Below are 20,656 nucleotides of genomic sequence, written 5' to 3' on the forward strand. Positions count from 1 at the left end.
AATAAGTTGCGGTATTTTGCATAAATATGTTTCAACGGAGTGTTAACCAATGGCAAAACCGGACTGGGGCGACCTTCAGCAACGGTTCCTGTCCGCACATGCAAAAACCGGTATCTCCCCGAAAGACTGGTGTGAGGCGCAGGGGCTGAATTATGCATCTGCGCGTCGCTACATTAAAAAGCCATCTGAGAAAAGTAGGCAAAAAACTGCGCAGACAGAAGTGCGCACTGCGCAAAAGGAAAAGTGCGCAGAATCGCTTGCAGATGATGACGTACTGACTTCACAGCAACGCCTTTTTATCGCGGAATATCTGAAAGACAGCAATGCTACTCAGGCCGCAATCCGTGCCGGGTACAGCGAGAGAACGGCTTACTCCATCGGTCAGCGCCTGTTGAAAAAAGTTGAAATTGCGCAGGCAATTGCGCAGCAGCAGAAAGCATCCATTGTGCGCACGCTTGGATCGGCTGATGAGGTGCTAGAGAAAGCCTGGCAGCTCGCCACCTTCGATGCTAACGAGATATCACAATATCGTCGTGGCGCCTGCCGATACTGCTGGGGATTCAGTTATCACTACCAATGGCGTGATGCTGTGGAATTTGAAGAGAAGCGCTCGGAGGCGGTGGAACGGAAACGTAAAGAGCCCCTCGATACGGGCGGTTATGGATACAACCACACCCGCGATCCGAATCCTGAATGTCCGCGTTGCAACGGTGAAGGTGTCGGCCGCGCAGTCATGCAGGACTCAACAAAGCTGTCTTCAGTCGGGCGACTCGCTTATGCCGGCACGAAAATTACCAGGGGCGGAGTGGAAATATCCACTATCAACAGAGAGCGGATGTTTGAAGCTGTTATGAAGCGTCTCGGACTGGCGGAAAGCGAATTTGCTCAGCGCCTGCAGCAGATCGAAACAGAACGGCGTCAGCTTGAAGTTGAAAAACTGCGCAGGGAGCTGTCATCAGATCCGGAGGATAGCGAGCCGGTACCGGTGGCCGTTAACATTAATGTCGTGGATGCCCGCGTAAGGACTGATGACGATGGGGATCTCACCGACACTTAATATTCCTCAGGCGCGATTTCTTGCCATGCCTCACAAGTTCAGGGCGTACGTTGCCGGGTTTGGGTCCGGTAAAACGTGGGTGGGATGTGGCGGTATCTGTAAAGAGATGTGGGAGCATCCCCGCATCAATCAGGGATATTTCGCGCCCACTTATCCGCAGATCCGCGACATTTTTTATCCGACGGTTGAGGAGGTTGCCTTTGACTGGGGGATGCGCGTTGAAATCAATGAAAGTAATAAAGAGGTTCATTTTTACGTCGGTAAGCAGTATCGCGGTACGACCATCTGCCGGTCCATGGAAAAACCACAGACCATCGTGGGTTTCAAAATCGGTAATGCGCTGATTGATGAGCTGGATGTTATGCCCGTGAAAAAAGCGGAATTAGCCTGGCGAAAAATCATTGCCCGCATGCGTTATAAAGTACCGGGCCTGCGGAACGGGATTGACGTTACGACCACGCCCGAGGGATTTAAATTCGTTTATCAGCAATTTGTAAAGGCTGTACGTAATAAACCCTCGCTGACAACCCTGTACGGTCTGGTGCAGGCTTCGACGTTTGATAACGAGAAAAATCTGCCGCCGGACTATATCCCTTCGCTGATGGAATCATATCCGCCTGAACTAATTAAGGCGTACCTGCGCGGTCTTTTTACCAACCTGACCAGCGGCACGATTTATCACCAGTTTGATCGCAGACTGAATAACTGCGATGAAGAAGAGCAGCCGGGCGAACCACTTTATATTGGTATGGATTTCAACGTGGGGAAAATGGCAGGTATTGTCCACGTCCTTCGCCTGGGGTTGCCGTGCGCAGTGAGTGAAATCATCAATGCTTACGATACGCCGGATATGATCCGCATAATTAAAGAGCGTTTCTGGCTCTATGATGGTGAGGATTACCGTAAGGTGCGGGAAATTTATATTTATCCGGATGCATCAGGTGATTCGCGGAAATCGAGTAACGCCAGTACGACTGATATCGCCCAGCTCAGACATGCAGGTTTTCATGTCATCGTTGAAGAGGCTAACCCACCGGTAAAAGACCGTATTAATGCCATGAACGCCATGCTCTGTAATGGCAATAATGAGCGTCGCTATAAGGTTAATGTGAAACGTTGCCCGGTTTATACCGAGTCGCTGGAACAACAGGTCTGGGGCGATAACGGCGAGCCGGACAAAAAGTCTGGCAATGACCATCCCAACGATGCGGGTGGGTATTACATCGTGAAGCAGTTCCCCATTGTAAAACCAGCCTTTTCAATCTCTCTGGATACCACCTTCTGATGAGCCAGAATAACGATATTACCTTTATCCGCCCGGAGCACAGGGCGGCTCTGCCGCTGTGGAAAATGATCCGTGACGTCTGTCGCGGGGCCGACGCGGTTAAAAGTGCCGGACATGACTATCTCCCCCGGCTGGATCCGACCGACCGCTCTGCCCGTAACAGACGGCGCAATGAAGCCTATCTCGAGCGTGCCGTTTTCTATCCCATCACCGGTAACACCAAGATCGGTATGCTGGGTATGGCGTTTCGTAAGGTGCCTACCATTAACGCGCCGGATAAGCTGTCCTGCCTGCTCAATAATGCGGACGGGGCCGGTACCAGCATTTATCAGCAGTCGCAGGTGGTGCTGGAGAATATCCTCGAGGCGGGGCGCGAGGGGCTGTTTGCTGATTATTCAGCGGCAGAACAGCGCCCGATTATCGTGGGGTACCGGACAGAAGACATCATCAACTGGCGAACGCAGACCCTGAATGGTCAGACGCGGCTGGTGCTGGTGGTGCTGCGCGAGGTGACCGAGGAGCCGGACGGTTACGGCTTTAAGCTGCGCGTGCAGTACCGCGAGCTCGCGCTGGAGAACGGGGCGTTTGTCTGCCGGATCTGGAAACGCACCGGATCGGAAGAGACCGGGCCGTATGCCGTCGCCGAAGAAACCACGCCGCGCGCCTTTGCTTCCGCCACGCCGTGGGACGAAATTCCTTTCGCCTTTGTGGGGGCGCAGAACAACGATCCGACACTGGACGAGCCACCGCTGGCCGCGCTGGCCGAAATTAACCTCGGTCATTACCGCAACAGTGCCGACTATGAAGACAGCGTCTGGTTCTGCGGGCAGGTGCAGCCCTGGATGTCGGGGCTGACGGCAGAATGGCGCGATCATCTTGAGAAATCAGGCGTCAAAGTCGGCTCTCGCAACCCGCTGATGCTGCCCAAAGACGGATCCTTTGCTTATGCCCAGGCACAGCCAAACATGCTGGCTAAAGAGGCGATGGACAGCAAGCGTGATTACATGGTGGCGCTGGGTGCCCGACTTATTGAGCAGAACAGCGCGATCAAAACGGCCACGCAGGCCAGCAGCGAACAGACCGCCGCCACGTCTTTACTGAGCATCTGTGTGGCCAACGTCTCGGAGGCCTATACCCGGGTGCTGAACTGGTGCGCGCGCTATACCGGTGACGTGTCCGGAACCAGCAGCTACATCCTGAGTCAGGAATTCATCGCCCGTGTAGCCGATTCCGGCATGGTTACGGCGATTGTCAGTGCCTGGCAGTCGGGCGCCATGCGCGACGCCGACCTGGTGCGCACGTTCCAGAAGCTGGACATCATCGACCCGGCCGACGATCCGGAAGATGTGATTCAGGCGCTGAAAGATAAATTTCCGACGTTTACCGGACTGAATGATGGCAACGATCAATGAACGGCTGCGCGATGAGCTGATCGCCCACCGGGTACACCTGACGCGGTATGAGGCGGGCGTAGTCAGCCGGCTGGTTTCATCGCTTAACGCAGATGACGCGGAGCTGGCTGCAAAACTGCTGGTGGCGCTGGAGGATATTCCTGCAGGCAGTCTCTCCGTCAAAAAACTGTCCGGCCTGCTGGCACCCGTCAGGGAAATTAACCGTAAGGCGGTGACGCGCTTTTTCAGCGAGCTCGGTCAGGTACTCAAGGATTTCACAGAGTATGAGGCCGGTTTCGGCTTTGACCTGATGAAGTCCCTGCTGCCGGAGGTGGTGAGCCAGCGCGGGCTGCTGAAAAAAATCGATGCCGGGCAGGCTTACGTCCGTGCTGTAGCCGAGCCTTTTCACGGTTATACGCTGAGAGAATGGACAGATAAGCTGGAAGCCGATCGCTTTGCTCGCATCGTCAATACGGTACGGACCGGTCTGGGCAATGGTGACGCGCCGGATCAGATAGTCAGAAGCGTGCGCGGCACAAAGGCCCGCAACTGGCAGGACGGGGCACTGAACAAAAGCCGCGCCAACGCCTCGGCCATTGGTTACAGCACACTGGCGCATGCGGCTGAAGTCGTGCGGGAGCAGACGGCGACGGCGAACGATCATCTGATCAGGGCCAAACAGTGGCTATCCACCCTGGACAATAAGACCTCGCCGCCGTGCCGCATCCGCGATGCGCTGCAGTACACCCTGGACAATCAGCCCATAAAGCACGGTATCCCGTGGGGCGACGGTCCGGGGCGGTTGCATTTTCACTGCCGGTCCATGTACACGCTGATATTTAAAAGCTGGCAGGACATGGGCCTGTTGCCTGACGACCTGACCGCAGCTGAAAAGGAGAAAATGAATGGCGAGGTGCCCGCCGCCAGCACCTATCCGGAGTGGGTTTCCCGCCAGCGCGCCAGCCGGCAGGATGACATTCTCGGCCCCGTACGCGGAAAGCTGCTGCGCGACGGTGGGCTCAGACTCACTTCTTTTTATACCGAAGACGGGCAGTGGCTGACGCTGGACGAACTGCGCCAGCGTGATGCCGCAGCGTTTAAGCGCGCCGGTTTAGGCTGACTATTTATGTAAACCTGAGACAGCCCTGGCTAAGCCGGGGCTTTTTTATGGGCGAGGCCCGCTAACTGACCATTCCCGAGGGGAAAATATGCTCTTCAGAAATATGTTCCTGAAATATTACGCACCGGCAGATGAGAACGGTGATGGCGGAGCGCCGTCAGGCGGCGAACCCGAGATTACACCGGAGATCCAGCAACTCATTGATGCGCGCGTAAACAGCGCCGTGAACGGCCTGAAAACCAAAAACAGCGAGCTGCTGGGCACCATTAAGCAGCAGAAGGATAATCTGGCGCGTTTTGACGGTATCGATCCGGATGCCGTTAAAACCATTCTGCAGCGTTTTTCCGACGACGAAGAGGCAAAGCTGATTGCCGAAGGGAAAATTGATGACGTGCTGAACAAACGCACCGAACGCCTGCGCGCTGATGTCGATAAGCAAATCAAAGCCGCTAATGAGCGCGCGGAAAAGGCCGAGGCATTTACGAAAAAATTCAGCGATCGCGTGCTGGGCGATGCCATCCGCAGTGCGGCATTGAAAACCGGTGCACTGCCGGGGGCGGCCGACGACATTATCCTGCGCGCCCGCGGCACCTTCACCCTGAACGATGACGGCGAGGCCGTGGCGGTAGATGGTGAGGGTAATCCGGTACTGGGTAAGGATGGCAAAACACCGCTGTCACCGCTGGAGTGGGCCGAATCCCTGAAAGAAACTGCGCCGCACCTGTTTCCGCAGGCCGAAGGTACCGGGGCGGGCGGCCACCGTTCCGGCGCTGGCGGCGCGCTGAAACGCTCCGTAATGACCTCTCAGCAGAAAGCTGACTATATCCACAAACATGGCCAGCAGGCCTTTTTGCGCCTCCCTAAAGAATAAGGACTGAAATCCATGTCAACGACAACCAATGCCGACATGATCATTTACGACGACCTGGCGCAGACCGCGTTTCTGGAGCGCCGCCAGGACAACCTCAACGTGTTCAACGCCGCATCGAACGGTGCCATCATCCTCGATAACGAGCTGATCGAGGGCGACTTTAAAAAACGCGCTTTTTATCAGGTAGGCGGCTCGATTGAGTTCCGCGACGTTGATTCCACCAAAACCGTGGAAGGCCAGAAAATCGGTGCCGGCGAAGCGATCGGCGTTAAAACGCCCTGGAAATATGGCCCCTATACAACCACAGAAGAAGCCTTCAAGCGTCGCGGCCGTGACGTAAGCGAGTTCTCTGAGGTGGTGGGCACCGATGCCGCCGATGCTTCGCTGGAAGGCTACATCAGCTATGCCGTTAAGGCGCTGGTGGCCGCCATCGGCAACAATAACGACATGCAGGTGAGTGCCGACATTGCCACCGACGGCAAAAAAACGCTGACCCGCGGCCTGCGCAAGTATGGCGATAAGTTCAACCGCGTCTCGCTGTTCGTCATGCACTCCGCCACGTATTTCGACATTGTTGATCAGGCCATCGACAACAAGCTGTATGAGGAAGCGGGCGTGGTGGTCTATGGCGGTCAGCCGGGAACCCTGGGTAAGCCGGTACTGGTGACCGACCGCTGCCCGGCAGATTCTATCCTGGGTCTGGTACCCAACGCGGTGAAAATCACGGAGTCGCAGGCTCCGGGCTTCCGCTCCTATCCTATTAACGACCAGGAGAACCTGGCAATCGGGTACCGCGCGGAAGGCGTGGTGAACATCGATCTGCTGGGCTACAGCTGGGCAACGGCGAAAGGGGCAAATCCCGACATCACCAAAATCGGCACCAAAGGCAACTGGACGAAGCACTTCAAGGAGAACAAGGCCACTGCAGGCGTGCTGATCAGCATCGGCGGCGGTGAATCCAGCTAATCACTGAAGGGGCTCCGGCCCCTTTTTAAATGGAAAATTTAAATGAACGACAAAAATATTGAGTTGGAAATTCAGGCAAAGGGCAAGACTGCACCGCGCGTCACCCCACAACATATCGTGGACGTTATCGCCAGCGAGCACTACTTCACGGCTGCACAAGCCGTGCGAAACGGTGGGATCACCGAGGCGCATTTCGATTACAGCGATTTTTCAGTGGTAACTGCACCTCTTGAGTTGCTCACATTCTGCGTTCTTGTGCTGAAAAACGGTTTTACTGTCACAGGCGAGAGCGCATGTGCGAGTCCGCAGAATTTCGACCCTGAAATCGGCCGCAGGATTGCGCATGAGAACGCGGTGCAGAAAATCTGGCCGTTGGAAGGATATTTGCTGAAACAGAAATTAAGTGACGCCCGGTAACGCGATATTGCCGGCAGTCATTCCCTCAGCTTATTGGGTGTCATGATGATCATTATCAATACAGAACCTACCTCTGCGGGATTCAACAGCTATGCCAGCGTGGATGATCTGACGGCGTTTGCTGGCTCGCGCGGACATGATGTGCCTGATGACGATCAGTGCCCGGCGCTGCTGTTTCAGGCCATGGATTACCTGAACGGGCTGAACTGGCTGGGCGTATGTGCTGATCCGGTTCAGCCGCTCCCCTGGCCGCGCTGTGGCATTTATCTGGACGACAGGCCGTTAAAACCCGACGTCATTCCCCGCCAGCTGGTGCAGGCACAGTGCCGTCTGGCGCTGGCGGCGCAGGACGGCGAGCTGGATGGCGCGCTGACGCGCGGCGTCACGATGGAAACTGCCGGTAAGGTCAGCCTGCAGTATTCGGGCGAGGCTGACAGCGGGGCGGTAACCTTTCTCTGGCTTTCCGGCCTGTTGCGCGGCCTGCTGTCGGTAGCCATCAACACGTTTGCGGTGAGGGCATGAGCATGGGTGACAGACCGGACACCGCGAAGGTGAAAGCCCTGCTGCAGAGCATGATGGCGCTGAAGCAGGCGGGCGTGAAGGTGGGGATCCCGCGCGAGAATAACCCCCGTAAGGACGGGTTGACGCTGGGCAACGCCGGGCTGATGGAGCTGCACGAGTACGGCGGTGACGTTCACGTCCCGGCGCACACGGTCAGCGTGACGCGGCGCATCCGGGCTGACGGCACGTTTGCCTACAGCGGTCAGTTCCGCAAAAACGGCAACTTTCAGACTTTCCATCAGGTGCCTGCGCACACGGTACACATCCCCGAGCGCTCAATTTTCCGTTACACCTTCCATCAGAATGACTATTTCCGTCAGGAGATGGCCGTACGCGCTAAGGCAGTGCTGAACGGCACCATCACGGTTGAGGAGGCGATGACGCTGGTGGGCAGCCGCGTGCGGCGAAAACTCCGCGCATCGTTTACCGATGGACACCTGCAGCCCAATGCGGACAGCACGGCGAAGAAGAAGGGGGGGAAAGACACGCCGCTGATCGACACGCGCGACATGTACGAGTCCCTCACCTTTATTACCGACACGGGAGGTGCGAGTAAATGAGGCCGAACGTTCGCCGGGTGGTGACCGGGGGCATGAGCCGGAAATTTACGGTTACGCATCCGGCCACCAACGACTGGCAGCCTGCGGGTTTGAGTAACAACCGCGGGGTGATTTATTCCGCCGACATGGACGCGCTGCAGTTTGCGCCCGAAGGCACCCGCCTGCATGACGCCATCGTGGTGCTGGCCGCACAGCATCTGGCGTTCGGCGACGTCGTGGCCTGGCACGGTGAAAGCTGGCGTGTCGTCCACCTACAGGACTTTTCTGACTATGGCTATTTCTATGCGGTCGCGGTTCGCGCTGCAGAACTTGCAGGCCCCGATAGCGGAGGGTTTGGGCGTTTCTGACGTCCGGCTGGGCGATACGGGCGAGCGCATTCCGGGCCAGCCGTTTATTACGCTACGTGAGATTTCAGCACTGGAGCCGGGGCCGCCGGGCCGCTGCCAGATATCCGAAGATGAGGAGGAGATCCGGCAGCACGTGGAGCTGATGGTCAGCGTGCAGGCGTCAGGTCCGGGCGCGATGCATGTGCTGCGTGCACTCGCTGCATGGCTGGGCTCCACGCCGGGTATGCAGTCCCTGACTGCTGCCGGAACCAGCTGCCCGCACTACACGCTACCCCGCAATATTTCTGAGGGGGTGCCAGGCGGGTGGGAGGAGCGGGCGGTGATGACCCTGACCCTCGCCCACGACGACCGCTACTCCGTTCCGCTTTCAACCATTCACACCGTTCCCGTCGGTATCGCAACCGCGACCGGCACGATTAATTTTGAAATCAAGAGGTAATCATGTCCCGCGACATTGATGACGTTATTTCCGTCACGGTCAACGCGCCCGCTGACGTTGTGTCGGCGGCCGACTTCGGCACCGTCACGCTGTTTACCACCGAGGCGGCCGGCGTCTTTGACGATGACGTGTACCGCAAATACGGCTCGCTGAAGGCGTTTCAGGGGGACTTCCCCGACGCCGGAGGCGCGCTGCTCTCCACGGCAGAACTCTTTTTTGAGCAGGCCTCGCGTCCGCAGTACCTTTATGTGGCCGTCTGGCCGGTGGACTCCGCGTTTGACCGGGTCCCACTCGCCGAAGCCTATGAAAACCTGAACGTCCGCTGGTCCGGCTGGTACTGCGGCGCGCCGGTGGGCGAAACGCTGGACGATGCGGAGCTGGAGGAGGCCTGTGCCTGGATTCAGGCGGCGGGTAAAATTCAGGCCGTGACGGTGACCGACATCAGCAGTAAAGCCCTGGAGAAAATTAAGCTCCTGGCAGAAAAGCAGTATTACCGCACGCTGCTTCTCGCCGATCGTACTGTCAGCATGCCGGGCCCGTCCGGTGCGGTCTCTGCCGCCGCGCTGCTGTGCTCGATTAACTTCAGCGCTTCCGACTCTCTGCTGACCCTCAAGTTCAAAACGCTGACCGGCGTCACGCCGGATCCGGACATGGACAGCCCCACAGCGGACAAACTCGACGCGCTGGGCGTCAACTACTACACGAACTTTGGCACAAAGGCGATGCTGGCCGGGGGCTGGATGCTGGGGCAGGTCTACTGGGCGGACGAGGTCATCGGCCTGGACTGGCTGAAGAATAAAATCCAGACCAACACGTTTAACGCCTTTGCGCAGCTGAAAAAGATCGCGCTGTCCGATGCAGGCGTCACCACCATCAAGGGCTATATCGATGCGGTGATGCGCATGGCGGTGAAAAACGGGATGGTGGGGCCGGGCACCTGGGCGGGTGATAAGGTCGGCCAGCTGGCGACCGGGGACTACCTCGAGAACGGCTACTACATTTATGCGGATTCGGTGTCCACGCTGTCGGCGGACGATCTGAAAAACCGCAAGTGTCCGCCGATCACCGTCTGCGCACACCTCGCGGGCGCTGTCCACTCGGTGCAGATTACAGTGAATACGGAGCGTTAAGCCATGGCTGCTTTTGATATCAAACAGGTTCACCTGATGCTGAACGAGCGGGTGATCACCGGCTTCACGGCGGAAAATAACGCCATCGATTACAAATATGCCAAAGACGCGGGGGAGTACGCGATCGGTGCGCACGGCACGGGGGTGTTCGTCAGCAATCCGGACGAGTCGACGGTGCTGACCATCCGCATGCTGCAGCACCATCCTGACTGCGCCTGGCTGAGTCAGCAGCGCGCACTTCAGCGCAAAAGCCTGAAGGCCTTTACGCCGTTCTCGCTCATTATCACCGACCTGCTTAACGATGACGTGGCGACCGGCTCAAAAGGCTACTTCACCGCGCTGCCGGCCTACACGCGCGGCGCGCAGCACAACCCGAACGCGTTCACGATGGTTTTTGAGACGGGCAGCCTGCTGCTGATGCCGGGGATGGGATACTGATGGAGCTGAAAAAAACGCTTACCCTTGACGGGGTGGACTACGTGATGACGCCGGTTAACGCCGTGCAGGGCTGGGGCTGCCTGCAGAAATTACTGGGTGCCATCGGGCGCAGCAAAATGATGAACGGCGGTGACGGCTCGATGGCCACCGCCATCGCACTGGCGTTTTCGGTGATGGACGGCAACGAGCTGGCAGAGCTGCAGCGGATGGTGTTCGACAGCACGGTGGTCAGAACGGAGGCGGGTGCCATGCCGTTTAAGCTGGCGGACCAGGCGGAAACGCACCTGAATCAGTACCGGTCACACCTGCCGCAGCTGCTGGTGGAGGGGGCGCTGTACCAGTTTGAGGATTTTTTTACTGGTATCCGCGCCACGCTGGGCAGTTTGTTTCCGGGGATGGAGTCGGTGATGGCGTTCCTGGCGAAGGCGAGGGAGGTGGCGGGAGAAGCGGAAGCCTCCTCAGCGACGGAGGAGACGGCCCCGACTGGTTCATCTGGACACCCGTTATCCGGAAATACGCCAGCCTCGCCGAGCTGAAGACGGCCTACACCCTGCCGGACCTGATGGCACTGCATGACGCCATCAGGGAGACAGATAAAAATGAAACAGAAAAAAATCCTGTCTGAAAACCGATATAACGAAACTTCAATTAATAATCAACAAGCCAAATAAATTTGAATGAATAAAACAAAGATTGATTTTTATTAAGTGAGTTTCAGTTAAATATAGAAGGAAAGGATAACCTGAAGTTTAATGAGTTTCGTTTTTATTATTTGTCTTAAACATGGAGGAGTTATGAATTTCCCTAAGCTTTTAGCTTCAGGTTTGCTTTTGACCTGTCTGCCTGCGGGAGTAAGTTATGCTGGTATGACGAGCGGCGAAGATGTGGCTGCTGCGCTAAATAGTCGATATGAAAAAGTGGTAACTGACTGTGATGGCGACCCTGCAAGTTATTGTTCCGGGGTGGTTATCAGGACAAATGAAACTAATGGAAAGTATCCAACATGGAAGCCTTACTTACCTTACTTAAAAGAAGACGTAAATGACAAAAGTCTTCAATTCAGTTATCTTCGTAAAGATATGGGTCTTCATGATTACACTATATGGGATTTTAATAAAACAGGGTATGGCATATTGCTTAAAAGTGGAGGGGCCGATAGCTTTAAAAGCCGCTGCATTTATCCTGTAAATGCGACCAGCGCCCAGAGAAAAACGTATGGTTGCGGGGCTCTTAAAGCAACTAATAAATTGCATGATGAGGACGAAGATAACAGTACTTGTGAGTCTAAAGGAGTATTGACGTCAGATGACTGGATAAGTGAATATGGTTCGGGAGGTGTTGGAGATTTTTGTTCTTTCAGTTCACATAAAGCAAAATACTTTAAAGCGTCTGTAGAAGCATCTATAAAGATTTTTAATAAATATAAATATGTAGATATTAATAATGAAATAATCGTTAACACAGCCCCACCTTTCTGGGACGTAAATGACCCATCAAAAGACCATATCCAGGCTTTATGGTATAACCCTGAAGCTGGGGAGGTTGGATTAACAGGTGCTCAGAAAGAGCAGCAGATGTATTACGACATTTCTGGTAAGTGGATTCCCATTGTTTCTATTAAAAGAATAAACGATAATGCTGTGTTTTCTTATTCTGAAGATACTCAAAAAGTGAAGCCAGCCAGTTGATATACGGTGTTGTGCACTTTATCAAGCCCGCTGATTGCGGGCTTTTAATATTAGAAATGGGATGCCCCTCATTTAAAGCCTCTGCGTAAAACGAAGTCAGAGCTAACCTGCGCGATGCACGGTGTTTGGCGTTCCCCCTGAAAAATAGATAGCGCTGCATGACGCTACCAGGCAGTCGGATGAGATCCTGACGAGAATAGACCTGATGAATAAATCAGGGTGCAGGCTGGTGTGTTCTGTGTTCTACATGCCGCACACCGGAACGTTGTTGTCATCAGGTTCATACTGAATGACTATAATAAAATGCAATCTGATTAAATGGTTGATGAAAAAGATTCAAATATGAAAAAAATCCTGTCGTGCTATGGCGATATTTTTATGTTGCTGGCCCTGTTGCTGTGTGGCTACGGTGTGCTGATGGTGCTCATGTCGTTTCTGCTGGCCTTCCGGTTTGAAGTTCATATTTTTTTCCAGTGGGTGACTGCGTTATTAGTTAACCACATGCTTTAAAAATAAAGCGGTAAGCGAGGCGCAACAGGTGTTTTAAAAAATCGATCAGACCATGAAATTGCTCGCCAGCCAGGCACTCCCCAGTATCCAGTGCATTATTCATCGAATCCCGATGTTCAATGATCAGCATCACGCTCCCTGCCATAAAAATCAGCGTAACGAATAAACCTAAAACTGCGGGATTAATATGTTTACGCCTGCTGACAGGTGTTAATCGCCTTTGATCCTGTTTTGCCATGGGTGGTGTTAATTCCAACTGTAAATAGTAACGTAGATCAATAAAGGCAGATTATGGCACTAATTGATGAATTTCTCTACGCGCTGGGCTTTCAGGCTGACCTGCGCGGCGGCCAGGCGTTCGACGAACAGCTGAAGCGCATCGGCGACCACGGCGAGAGCACCCGCCATTCCCTGCTCAGCACCATCACGGCGGCCAATCTGCTCTCTCACGCGCTGGAGAAAGGCGCGGAGATGGCAAAGGAGGTGGGCGGCGAGTTTATCCGCACCGCGAAAGAGATGGAGGATATGAAGGTCACCTTCGAGTCACTCTACACCACGGCGGCAGAAGGGGAGCAGAAGTTTCACTGGCTGGTGAACTTTGCCCGCGCTAACCCCGTGATGGGACTGGAGGCGGCGAAAGAGGCCTTTCTGTCACTGAAAAATAACGGCGTGGAGCCAACCGCCGCCGCGATGAAGGCAATGGGCGACACCATGGCCGCCATGCCAGGTATTGGTTACATGCTGGGTAAAGACGTTGGCGAGATTCTGGAGGGTCGCTATGCCATGGGCGGCGCCATTGCGCAGGCCGGGATCAAACTGCACAGGAGCAGTAAAGGCGGCGAAACGTCTTATCACGGCTCCTATATTAACCGCGAAGGCCAGACGATACCCGTTAAGCTGGACATCAGCGATGCGAATAAAACCATTGAGCAGCTGACTAAAATTCTCGACGACCGGTTCGGCGGCACGATGGACAAACACGCCAGAACGATGACCGGCCTGATTGCCCGCTGGGGGAACGACTGGCAGGCCTTCCAGATGCAGGTTATGGACAACCACGTGTTTGCACAGCTGGAGAATGAGCTGTCTGACCTGATCACGCAGTGGGAAACGTGGGCGAAATCACCCGATGCGCACCAGATGCTTTCCGGCATCAGTCAGATCCTGACCCTCATCGTGAAAATCGTGGCAGAGGCTATCCGGCTGACCGGGCTGGTGGCCGAAAAATTCAGCCAGTGGTTCGGCAGCGTGCACAGCGTTGAATTTCTTCTCGCCAGCATTTTTCTCGTGTCGAAATGGACAACCATCATCGGTCTGGTGGCAAAACTTGCCGGCGGATTCCGCGATGTGGCGGCGGCGCTTGAGCTCGTTCGCGACGGAGAGGCCGTTGTGGCGGCACTGACCGCACTGATTGACCCGCTGGCCCTGCTGCCGGGGCTGATAGCGGTGGGCGTTGTCGGGGCCATAGCGGGCATTGCCTCCCTGATTAAAAAGTGGGACGAGTTTAAGCTGGGTATCATGGACAAGGGCTACCTGAACGACTTCTTCAGCGCCTTTGAGCACGGTATTACCCGCATGATGGCCTGGTTCCGGTACTGGCTCGACTATATGGATATCGGCACGCTAAAGGGGCGTCAGGCGCTGTCGTCAATTGGCCTGGCGCCGGAACTGTCGGACGCTGAAAAGAAAGACCTGGCTGACAAGCAGAAAGCGCACCAGGGCGGTGTCGGTAAATATATGGATGAGGAAGTGGCAAAAGTCGATGCTGCGGAGAAGCACCGGCAGGGCAGCGGTGACTACCTTAAAGCGCTGAAGGCTGCTCACCCCGACTGGACGCTGGGGCAGATTGCGCAGTGGACGAAGGTGAATCGTCCGGCAGCCTACCGCGATTATTTCACCCTGCCATCCGGCCCGGTAAAAGCCGATCCGGCCACGGCGGCATCCGGTGCGACGGGTAAACGGTTCAGTACTCATGATCCTGCCGTAACTGATAAATCCGGCGAGAAAGCCACAACGGTTGAGCATAAAGACGATCACTCCGTCAACATCCACGGCCCGGTTAACGTTTACACCCAGGATGCTGCCGGGTTTGCGGCGGGCCTGCGTGAGGCAAACAGCGGCCTGGCGTCATCGATGGAAAACCACGGCACGGGAGGGCGGCGATATTGAGCGACGCAGCGGTCACAACCAAAATCGGTACCTTTGTTTTTGATGTGGTAACCGAGGAAACGCATCATTCTGAACTGAAGGTGACGGATAACCCGGTCGAGTCCGGTACGCAGATTTCCGATCATGCCATACTGACGCCGCGTCCTTTTGAGGTCACCGGCATCATGGTGGACTTTGATCCGACCGATACGCTGTTTAATCAGCTGGCACAGGACAATTACGTCCGTGAGCCGGACTTTATTGACGACCTGCCGATCCCGGGCGAAATTAAAAGCCTCACCGCGCAGGGCGTCAGCCTGGCAAACCGGGTACTGGATCAGGTGGCGTCTGCAGCCAGCTCGCTGGTGGGGGGCTCATCCGGGCAGCGGGCGCTGGCACCCTGGCTGCCGTCCCTTCTTGATACAGACTCCACAGACCTGGCGACCAGCGATCAGCGCGTGGCCGATGCGCTGAAGGCGCTCCGCAGTATGCAGCAGTCCGCGACCCCGATCGCCATTACAACCCAGACCGCCAGCTATGAGCAGTGCCTGCTGCTGAATGTGGATGTGAAATTCACCCGCACCGGTTCAGCGGCGTTCAGCCTGAAATGCCGTGAGATATTCATCACGACCACGCAGACTGCCAGTGGCCTGAAGGTGCCGTCCCAAGGCAAAACCGGCGGGCGCACCGTAAAACAGGCGGCAAAAGCGGTGGAAAAAGGTAATCAGCAGCTGCAGCAGGCAGACCTGCCGCCGGAACTGAAGGCGCAGGCTACCGCGCTGGGCATAGAGCAATAGGAATTTGACATCGGTGTGATTAAGGTTATGATTGGGTCATAACGTTAACGGAAGCCATTATGGAAAGAGATAACGGATTAGACTATTTACTTTCTTTGCATGGATCGACAGTGTATCGGGATGATGGCTATTGGTGGAAAGTTGAAGTCTGGGAAGTTAAACCCACATCATTTATTCCACATGGCTTACGTTACACTTTAACGCTACATGACAAATACAACACTCGTGTCTTTGGCATAGACAATGCTCATGGGATAAAGCTTCCTAAAAAAGGCTGCTATGCCGGAAGGATGGTTTTCGACCATATGCACAGAACCCCTCATGATAAAGGGTATCCGTACGAGTTTGTGTCAGCAGCGCAGCTTATAGAGGACTTTTTTATAAAGTCAGATGAAGTCATCGCGCAACGAGAAAACCGAGGGTAACAATATGAAAGCTCTTATTGGTGTAATGCCTGAAGAGCACATCCGTCAGAGGATGCTTGCTATAGTTAAAGGCGAGTACAAACCTGAGCCGGGAGAGCCCAAAGTGTGGTTTACATCAGTAAATGCACTGGCTCAGGTCCTGAGCAACGAAAACATTGAACTTCTCAGATTAATGGCAGAACAAAAACCAGAAACTATCAGCGAACTTGCTGAGCTGTCAGGGCGTCAAAAAAGTAATCTGTCTGTTACTCTTAAGACCCTGAGTTCTCGTGGATTCGTTCGCCTGGAGAAACTGGGGCGGGGGGTAAAACCTGTCGCGCTCTTTACGGATTTCGATATTCAGGTGAAGCAGGAATTTATCGCCAGATTTGGCCCGAAAGCTGCTTAATATAGCCTCAGTCAGTTACCACTGAACCCGCTCCGGCGGGTTTTTTCATATATAAAAGGAAACAAAACCCCGACTGTTTACGCAGTGCGGGGTTTTTCATGTGAACCGGAGAACGGGCATGGCAACACTTTACAGACTCGCGGTCAGCAGCGATCCGTACCAGATCCTGAAGGTGAGGGTCGGGGACACAAAATATCAGCTGAGCCTGCGCTATAACCCGGTACCACCCGGCGGGCAGTGGCTGGTGGATATCGCGGATGCGAACACCAGTCAGGCCCTCATCAGCGGTTATGCCCTGGTCTGCGGCGTGCCGGTGCTGAAGCGTACCCGCCTGCCGTTCTGGCTGTATCTCTACGACAGCAGCGGTAACGCACTGAACCCCTACGGCGGCAATGACATGGGCAGCCGCTGCGTTCTCTACCTGATGGACAGGAGCGATGACAGCGATTAAGCAGTATGGCCGTCAGTACATTCTGACGATCGGCAACAGTAAAGAATCCATTCAGATAAACAACCTCCGCGTCGCCTTCAGCATTACCCACACCCACGATAAAACGCCCAATAAGGCCACCATTCGCGTCTGGAACCTGAACCCCTCGCATCGCCATCAGGTGACCGGCGGGGAGTTCAGGCAGGTCGCGCTGGCGGTCGGCTACGGGGCGCTGGAGAACTGCCGGGTGCTGTACGCCGGTCAGATAACGAAGCCCGCGGTGATCCGCGAGGGGCTGGATTTCATCCTCGAGCTGACCTGTGACGACGGCGCCACCGCATACCGCGACGCCTTCGTGAACGTGACGCTGGCGGCGGGCAGCACGCATGAGGACGTGATTGCACACTGTGCGGGGGAAATGACCGGCATCACGCCCGGAAACATCGGCCTGCCGGCTGATGTGACGTTTACGCGGGCGAAGGTCTGTTACGGCCCGGCCCGGCACGTGATGAGCCAGGTGGCCGATCATCACGGGGCGGACTGGATGATCCAGAACGGCGAGCTGCACATCCTGCACCCGGACTACTGCCTGCCGGGCGAGGGCGCGCTGCTGAACGAGGCCAGCGGCATGCTGGGCAGCCCGAAACCCACCGATCGGGGTCTGGAGGTGTCCTGCCTGCTGCGTCCCGAAATCACCGTCGGCTCGCTGGTGCGGGTTGAATCCATTGTGGCGGACTACGGCGGCGACTACAAGGCGGTGGCAGTGAAGTCGGACGGCGACACGCACGCCTCGCGCTGGGAATCCCGGCTGACGCTGGTGAACGGGAAATTTAAGCAGGCTAAAAAGCTGAAAAAGAGGAAGAAAAAAGATGAGCACGCTTAGCCGGGACACGGCCTCGCTGGATTCGGTGATGGGGGCTGCTGCGGGAGATTTATCAGGCCGCCTGCGCGTCGCCATGCCTGCCATCGTCACCGCCTTTGATGATAAACGGCAGACCGTGACGCTGCAGCCGGCCATTGCCGGTACGGATGCGAACGGTGACGCCATTACGCCGGCCGTGCTGGCCGACGTGCCGGTGAAGTTTCCGCGCGGCGGGGGCTTCGCCTTCACCTTTCCGGTGAATCCCGGCGACGAGGGCTGGGTGCTGTTTGCCGATCGCTGTATCGATAACTGGTTCAGCAGCGGGCAGGTGAGCCAGGCCGCAGAGCACCGCCAGCACGACTGGAGCGACGGCGGGTTTCTGCCCGGTTTTTCCAGCCTGGCACGGGCGATCGGCAGCTTTCGCAGTAACGCCATCGTGATGCGCCAGCTGGACGGTCCGGGTTATGTGGCCATCGATACCGGCGGCAACGTGGATATCGACGGGGCGAAGCTGACCGTCCACTGCGAGGCGGAGTTTCTGAAGCCGGCCACGATGGACGATACGCTGACGGTGACAGGGGCGGCGGCGATGAACGGCGGCCTGTCGGCCAGCGGCGGTGAAGGTGCGGCGGCGAAAATCACGGGTCCGGTGGAGGTCACCGGCGGCGACGTGACGGTCGACGGCATCGGCAGCAAATCACACCACCACATTGACAGCCAGAGCGGTCAGACCTCGGAGGCTAAACAATGAGAACGCGCAGGCTCGATACGGACGGCGACTGGACCTTCGGGCGGGGCCGCGCCTCGTACGCCAGTAAATCAGAATGCGTACGGCAGAAGGTGAAAACCCGGCTGCTGTCGCTGAAGCAGGACTGGTTTCTTGACCTGGAGCACGGGCTGGAGTGGCTGGGCAATATGGCCCGCCGGGGCACGCGCGTGAAGATGGAATCCGATATCCGCAGCTGCATTCTGCAGACGGGCGGGGTGAAGGCGCTGACGGCGTTTAATACGCAGTACGTAACGAAAACACGAAAGCTGACGGTTGCGGCCACCTTCACTGACATTTACGGCACTGAGAGCGAGGTTACTGTCTGATGGGAAAACTGACGGATCAGGGCTACGTCGCCGACCGGCTCGACGATATTTTTTCCGGGCTGGTGACGAAGTTTAAGGGCATCTACGGTGACGACATCCTGACGGACCCGGACGATCCGGACGGGCAGATGATCGGCATTTTTGCCCAGATGCGCGCCGACATCGAGGGCGTCATCGAAGCGGTTGCGCAGGCGAACGATCCGGACAACGCCACCGGCACCTGGCTGGAACAGAAGGTAGCCTTTGCCGGGCTGACGCGCCGCGGGGCGTCCTATTCGGTGATTCAGGACGCGCTGCTCGGCGGTACCGCCGGTAAAACGGTACGGGCTGGCGCCACGGTGAGCGGCGGCGGCACGCAGTGGGTGACCCAGACGGATGCCACATTCAGGGCGGACGGCACGGTAAAGGCGGACTTCCGCTCTGCGGAGGCGGGGCAGTTCAGCGTGGACGCAGACACGCCGCTGACCATCGTGACGGTGATTGCCGGCTGGGATTCGGCCACCACCACCGTGGCGGCCACGCCGGGTGAAAATGAGGAGACTGACCCGGAGCTGCTGGCGCGTTTTTATAAGTCGCGCGCCCGGGCCTCGTCGAACTGCGTGGACGGCACGCTGGCCGATATTGCCGGGCTGACCGGTGTCACCGATGCGGTGGCGCTGGAGAACCGGACGGATGAGACCGACGCCGACGGGGTGGCGCCGCACACGGTGAACTATATCGTCGAGGGTGGAGACAATGCCGCCGTGGCAAAGGCCATCTATGACAACTGGCCGGGAACGGGCCTGCAGGGGGCGGTCTCGGTGGCCGTGACGCGCCGCAGCGGAAAGACCGTGGCGATACCCTTCGACCGGCCGGCTGCCGTTGACGTGGCCGCCGTCATCAGAATCGGGCGCCGGGAGAACTTCACGCACGTGGATGAAGACACCGTGAAGGCCGCCATCGTGGCGCTGGCGTATAAAACAGGCGAATGGGTTTACCGGTCGGACGTGAGCGCAGCGGCGGGAGCCGTGAGCGGGGTGTTTGTGCGCGATGTGCTGCTGGCGCGCGACGGCGAAACGCCGGCAGACGTGCTTTCGGTTGCCATCGGTGCGCGGGAGAAAGCCCGCTTTCTGACGACCGGCATTACCGTGCAGGTAATTGAGGATACCAGTTCATGACCGGCTACGCAGACCTCCTCATCTCACAGTACGTCACGAAAGCGAAAGCCCGCGCCACCGTTCAGGCGCTGGCGGATGACATGGCACAGTCGTTCACTGGTGCGCTGTCGGTACCGGACATGCTGGACATTGAGCACGCCGGCGGGGTGAACCTCGTCATCATCGGAAAAATCACAGGGCAGGATCGCGTGCTGAACGGAGCCGTGGCGCGTGAGTTTTTTGCCTTCCGGGGCTACCCCGACACGCGGGGCTTTCAGGTCAGTAATGCGGGCGGCTCCCCCTGGTACCGTCACGGCGACACCACCAGCGCGTCGGCGACGCTGACCGATACGGAAATGCGGGTGCTGATAAAGGCCCGGTGCATCAGAAACTTTTCGGCCTGCACGCTGGACGACCTAGAGCGGGCCTGCGAACTGCTGTTCGGCGCTGACCGTTATCAGGTGGATGTGATGGGCGCGTGTCACTGGCAGATAACCACCACCGGCGCGGAGTCCTTTGTGCTGTTCTGCGCGAAATCGCTGGACGTGCTGCCACGCGCGTCGGGCATGAATTACACCTTTGTGGAGAATTAAGA

At 56.6% G+C, this 20,656-nt stretch carries 27 protein-coding genes; 26 read left to right on the top strand and 1 reads right to left on the bottom strand.

All coding sequences use genetic code 11. The features are described from left to right. Positions 1-49 precede the first annotated feature (49 nt). The 16 genes from OK412_RS07535 to OK412_RS07610 all read left to right on the top strand — a co-directional run bounded on the left by OK412_RS07535 (position 50) and on the right by OK412_RS07610 (position 12,780). Positions 50-1,057, top strand: coding sequence for a terminase small subunit (locus tag OK412_RS07535; RefSeq protein WP_264352968.1), 1,008 nt, complete (start codon positions 50-52; stop codon positions 1,055-1,057). Continuing rightward, complete coding sequence (locus tag OK412_RS07540; protein WP_264352969.1) at positions 1,035-2,342, top strand: terminase large subunit; 1,308 nt, start codon at positions 1,035-1,037, stop codon at positions 2,340-2,342. Before OK412_RS07535 ends, OK412_RS07540 begins: the two co-directional genes overlap by 23 nt. After that, positions 2,342-3,754, top strand: a complete 1,413-nt coding sequence (locus OK412_RS07545; protein ID WP_264352970.1) for a DUF4055 domain-containing protein — start codon at positions 2,342-2,344, stop codon at positions 3,752-3,754. Before OK412_RS07540 ends, OK412_RS07545 begins: the two co-directional genes overlap by 1 nt. Continuing rightward, positions 3,738-4,853: a hypothetical protein gene (locus tag OK412_RS07550; protein ID WP_264352971.1), complete on the top strand. Its 1,116-nt coding sequence runs from the start codon at positions 3,738-3,740 to the stop codon at positions 4,851-4,853. Before OK412_RS07545 ends, OK412_RS07550 begins: the two co-directional genes overlap by 17 nt. A gap of 88 nt (positions 4,854-4,941) precedes the next feature. Further along, positions 4,942-5,724 carry a hypothetical protein gene (locus OK412_RS07555; protein ID WP_264352972.1) on the top strand — a complete coding sequence of 261 codons (783 nt, stop codon included), beginning with the start codon at positions 4,942-4,944 and terminating at the stop codon, positions 5,722-5,724. 12 nt (positions 5,725-5,736) lie between these two features. Further along, positions 5,737-6,690: an Ig domain-containing protein gene (locus OK412_RS07560; protein ID WP_264352973.1), complete on the top strand. Its 954-nt coding sequence runs from the start codon at positions 5,737-5,739 to the stop codon at positions 6,688-6,690. A gap of 42 nt (positions 6,691-6,732) precedes the next feature. After that, positions 6,733-7,107 (top strand): Gp49 family protein, encoded by a 375-nt coding sequence (locus tag OK412_RS07565; RefSeq protein WP_264352974.1) that lies wholly within the window; start codon positions 6,733-6,735, stop codon positions 7,105-7,107. Between the two features lie 42 nt (positions 7,108-7,149). Further along, positions 7,150-7,629, top strand: coding sequence for a DnaT-like ssDNA-binding protein (locus OK412_RS07570; protein ID WP_264352975.1), 480 nt, complete (start codon positions 7,150-7,152; stop codon positions 7,627-7,629). A 2-nt stretch (positions 7,630-7,631) separates the two neighbouring features. Beyond that, on the top strand, positions 7,632-8,228 hold the full coding sequence (locus OK412_RS07575) for a hypothetical protein (RefSeq protein WP_264352976.1): 597 nt from the start codon (positions 7,632-7,634) through the stop codon (positions 8,226-8,228). Beyond that, positions 8,225-8,575, top strand: a complete 351-nt coding sequence (locus OK412_RS07580; protein WP_264352977.1) for a hypothetical protein — start codon at positions 8,225-8,227, stop codon at positions 8,573-8,575. The genes OK412_RS07575 and OK412_RS07580 overlap by 4 nt, the downstream gene beginning before the upstream one ends. Continuing rightward, entirely contained in the window at positions 8,538-9,014 is a 477-nt protein-coding gene (locus OK412_RS07585; protein WP_264352978.1) for an LIC_12616 family protein, read from the top strand. The genes OK412_RS07580 and OK412_RS07585 overlap by 38 nt, the downstream gene beginning before the upstream one ends. 2 nt (positions 9,015-9,016) lie before the next feature. Further along, positions 9,017-10,144, top strand: a complete 1,128-nt coding sequence (locus OK412_RS07590) for a DUF3383 domain-containing protein (RefSeq protein WP_264352979.1) — start codon at positions 9,017-9,019, stop codon at positions 10,142-10,144. A 3-nt stretch (positions 10,145-10,147) separates the two neighbouring features. After that, positions 10,148-10,582 carry a DUF3277 family protein gene (locus OK412_RS07595; protein WP_191918658.1) on the top strand — a complete coding sequence of 145 codons (435 nt, stop codon included), beginning with the start codon at positions 10,148-10,150 and terminating at the stop codon, positions 10,580-10,582. Then, complete coding sequence (locus OK412_RS07600) at positions 10,582-11,118, top strand: phage tail assembly chaperone (RefSeq protein WP_264352980.1); 537 nt, start codon at positions 10,582-10,584, stop codon at positions 11,116-11,118. Before OK412_RS07595 ends, OK412_RS07600 begins: the two co-directional genes overlap by 1 nt. 258 nt (positions 11,119-11,376) lie before the next feature. Then, positions 11,377-12,270: a hypothetical protein gene (locus tag OK412_RS07605; RefSeq protein ID WP_264352981.1), complete on the top strand. Its 894-nt coding sequence runs from the start codon at positions 11,377-11,379 to the stop codon at positions 12,268-12,270. A gap of 318 nt (positions 12,271-12,588) precedes the next feature. After that, positions 12,589-12,780, top strand: coding sequence for a hypothetical protein (locus OK412_RS07610; RefSeq protein WP_264352982.1), 192 nt, complete (start codon positions 12,589-12,591; stop codon positions 12,778-12,780). Here OK412_RS07610 and OK412_RS07615 read toward each other — a convergent pair. Continuing rightward, positions 12,764-13,018 (bottom strand): hypothetical protein, encoded by a 255-nt coding sequence (locus OK412_RS07615; protein WP_264352983.1) that lies wholly within the window; start codon positions 13,016-13,018, stop codon positions 12,764-12,766. The genes OK412_RS07610 and OK412_RS07615 overlap by 17 nt on opposite strands. Positions 13,019-13,071: 53 nt before the next feature. On the opposite strand from OK412_RS07615, the gene OK412_RS07620 reads away from it, so the two are divergent. The 10 genes from OK412_RS07620 to OK412_RS07665 all read left to right on the top strand — a co-directional run bounded on the left by OK412_RS07620 (position 13,072) and on the right by OK412_RS07665 (position 20,654). Then, on the top strand, positions 13,072-14,949 hold the full coding sequence (locus OK412_RS07620) for a hypothetical protein (RefSeq protein ID WP_264352984.1): 1,878 nt from the start codon (positions 13,072-13,074) through the stop codon (positions 14,947-14,949). After that, on the top strand, positions 14,946-15,725 hold the full coding sequence (locus tag OK412_RS07625) for a phage baseplate protein (RefSeq protein WP_264352985.1): 780 nt from the start codon (positions 14,946-14,948) through the stop codon (positions 15,723-15,725). Before OK412_RS07620 ends, OK412_RS07625 begins: the two co-directional genes overlap by 4 nt. Positions 15,726-15,784: 59 nt before the next feature. Next, the gene (locus OK412_RS07630) at positions 15,785-16,150 is read left to right on the top strand and encodes a DUF6516 family protein (protein ID WP_264352986.1); all 366 of its coding nucleotides are present in this window, start codon (positions 15,785-15,787) and stop codon (positions 16,148-16,150) included. Positions 16,151-16,154: 4 nt separating this feature from the next. Further along, on the top strand, positions 16,155-16,538 hold the full coding sequence (locus OK412_RS07635) for a helix-turn-helix domain-containing protein (RefSeq protein WP_264352987.1): 384 nt from the start codon (positions 16,155-16,157) through the stop codon (positions 16,536-16,538). 118 nt (positions 16,539-16,656) lie between these two features. Beyond that, positions 16,657-16,989, top strand: coding sequence for a phage baseplate plug protein (locus tag OK412_RS07640; RefSeq protein ID WP_264352988.1), 333 nt, complete (start codon positions 16,657-16,659; stop codon positions 16,987-16,989). After that, positions 16,976-17,851 (top strand): phage protein, encoded by an 876-nt coding sequence (locus OK412_RS07645; protein ID WP_264352989.1) that lies wholly within the window; start codon positions 16,976-16,978, stop codon positions 17,849-17,851. The genes OK412_RS07640 and OK412_RS07645 overlap by 14 nt, the downstream gene beginning before the upstream one ends. Further along, positions 17,838-18,581: a Gp138 family membrane-puncturing spike protein gene (locus OK412_RS07650; RefSeq protein WP_264352990.1), complete on the top strand. Its 744-nt coding sequence runs from the start codon at positions 17,838-17,840 to the stop codon at positions 18,579-18,581. Before OK412_RS07645 ends, OK412_RS07650 begins: the two co-directional genes overlap by 14 nt. Beyond that, positions 18,578-18,925, top strand: coding sequence for a hypothetical protein (locus OK412_RS07655; protein WP_264352991.1), 348 nt, complete (start codon positions 18,578-18,580; stop codon positions 18,923-18,925). The genes OK412_RS07650 and OK412_RS07655 overlap by 4 nt, the downstream gene beginning before the upstream one ends. After that, entirely contained in the window at positions 18,925-20,082 is a 1,158-nt protein-coding gene (locus OK412_RS07660; RefSeq protein ID WP_264352992.1) for a baseplate J/gp47 family protein, read from the top strand. Before OK412_RS07655 ends, OK412_RS07660 begins: the two co-directional genes overlap by 1 nt. Further along, complete coding sequence (locus OK412_RS07665; RefSeq protein ID WP_264352993.1) at positions 20,079-20,654, top strand: DUF2612 domain-containing protein; 576 nt, start codon at positions 20,079-20,081, stop codon at positions 20,652-20,654. Before OK412_RS07660 ends, OK412_RS07665 begins: the two co-directional genes overlap by 4 nt. The last annotated feature ends 2 nt before the right edge of the window (positions 20,655-20,656 follow it).

The sequence above is a fragment of the Pantoea sp. JV6 genome (genome assembly GCF_025910055.1).
GTDB classification, from domain to species: Bacteria; Pseudomonadota; Gammaproteobacteria; order Enterobacterales; family Enterobacteriaceae; genus Pantoea; species Pantoea agglomerans.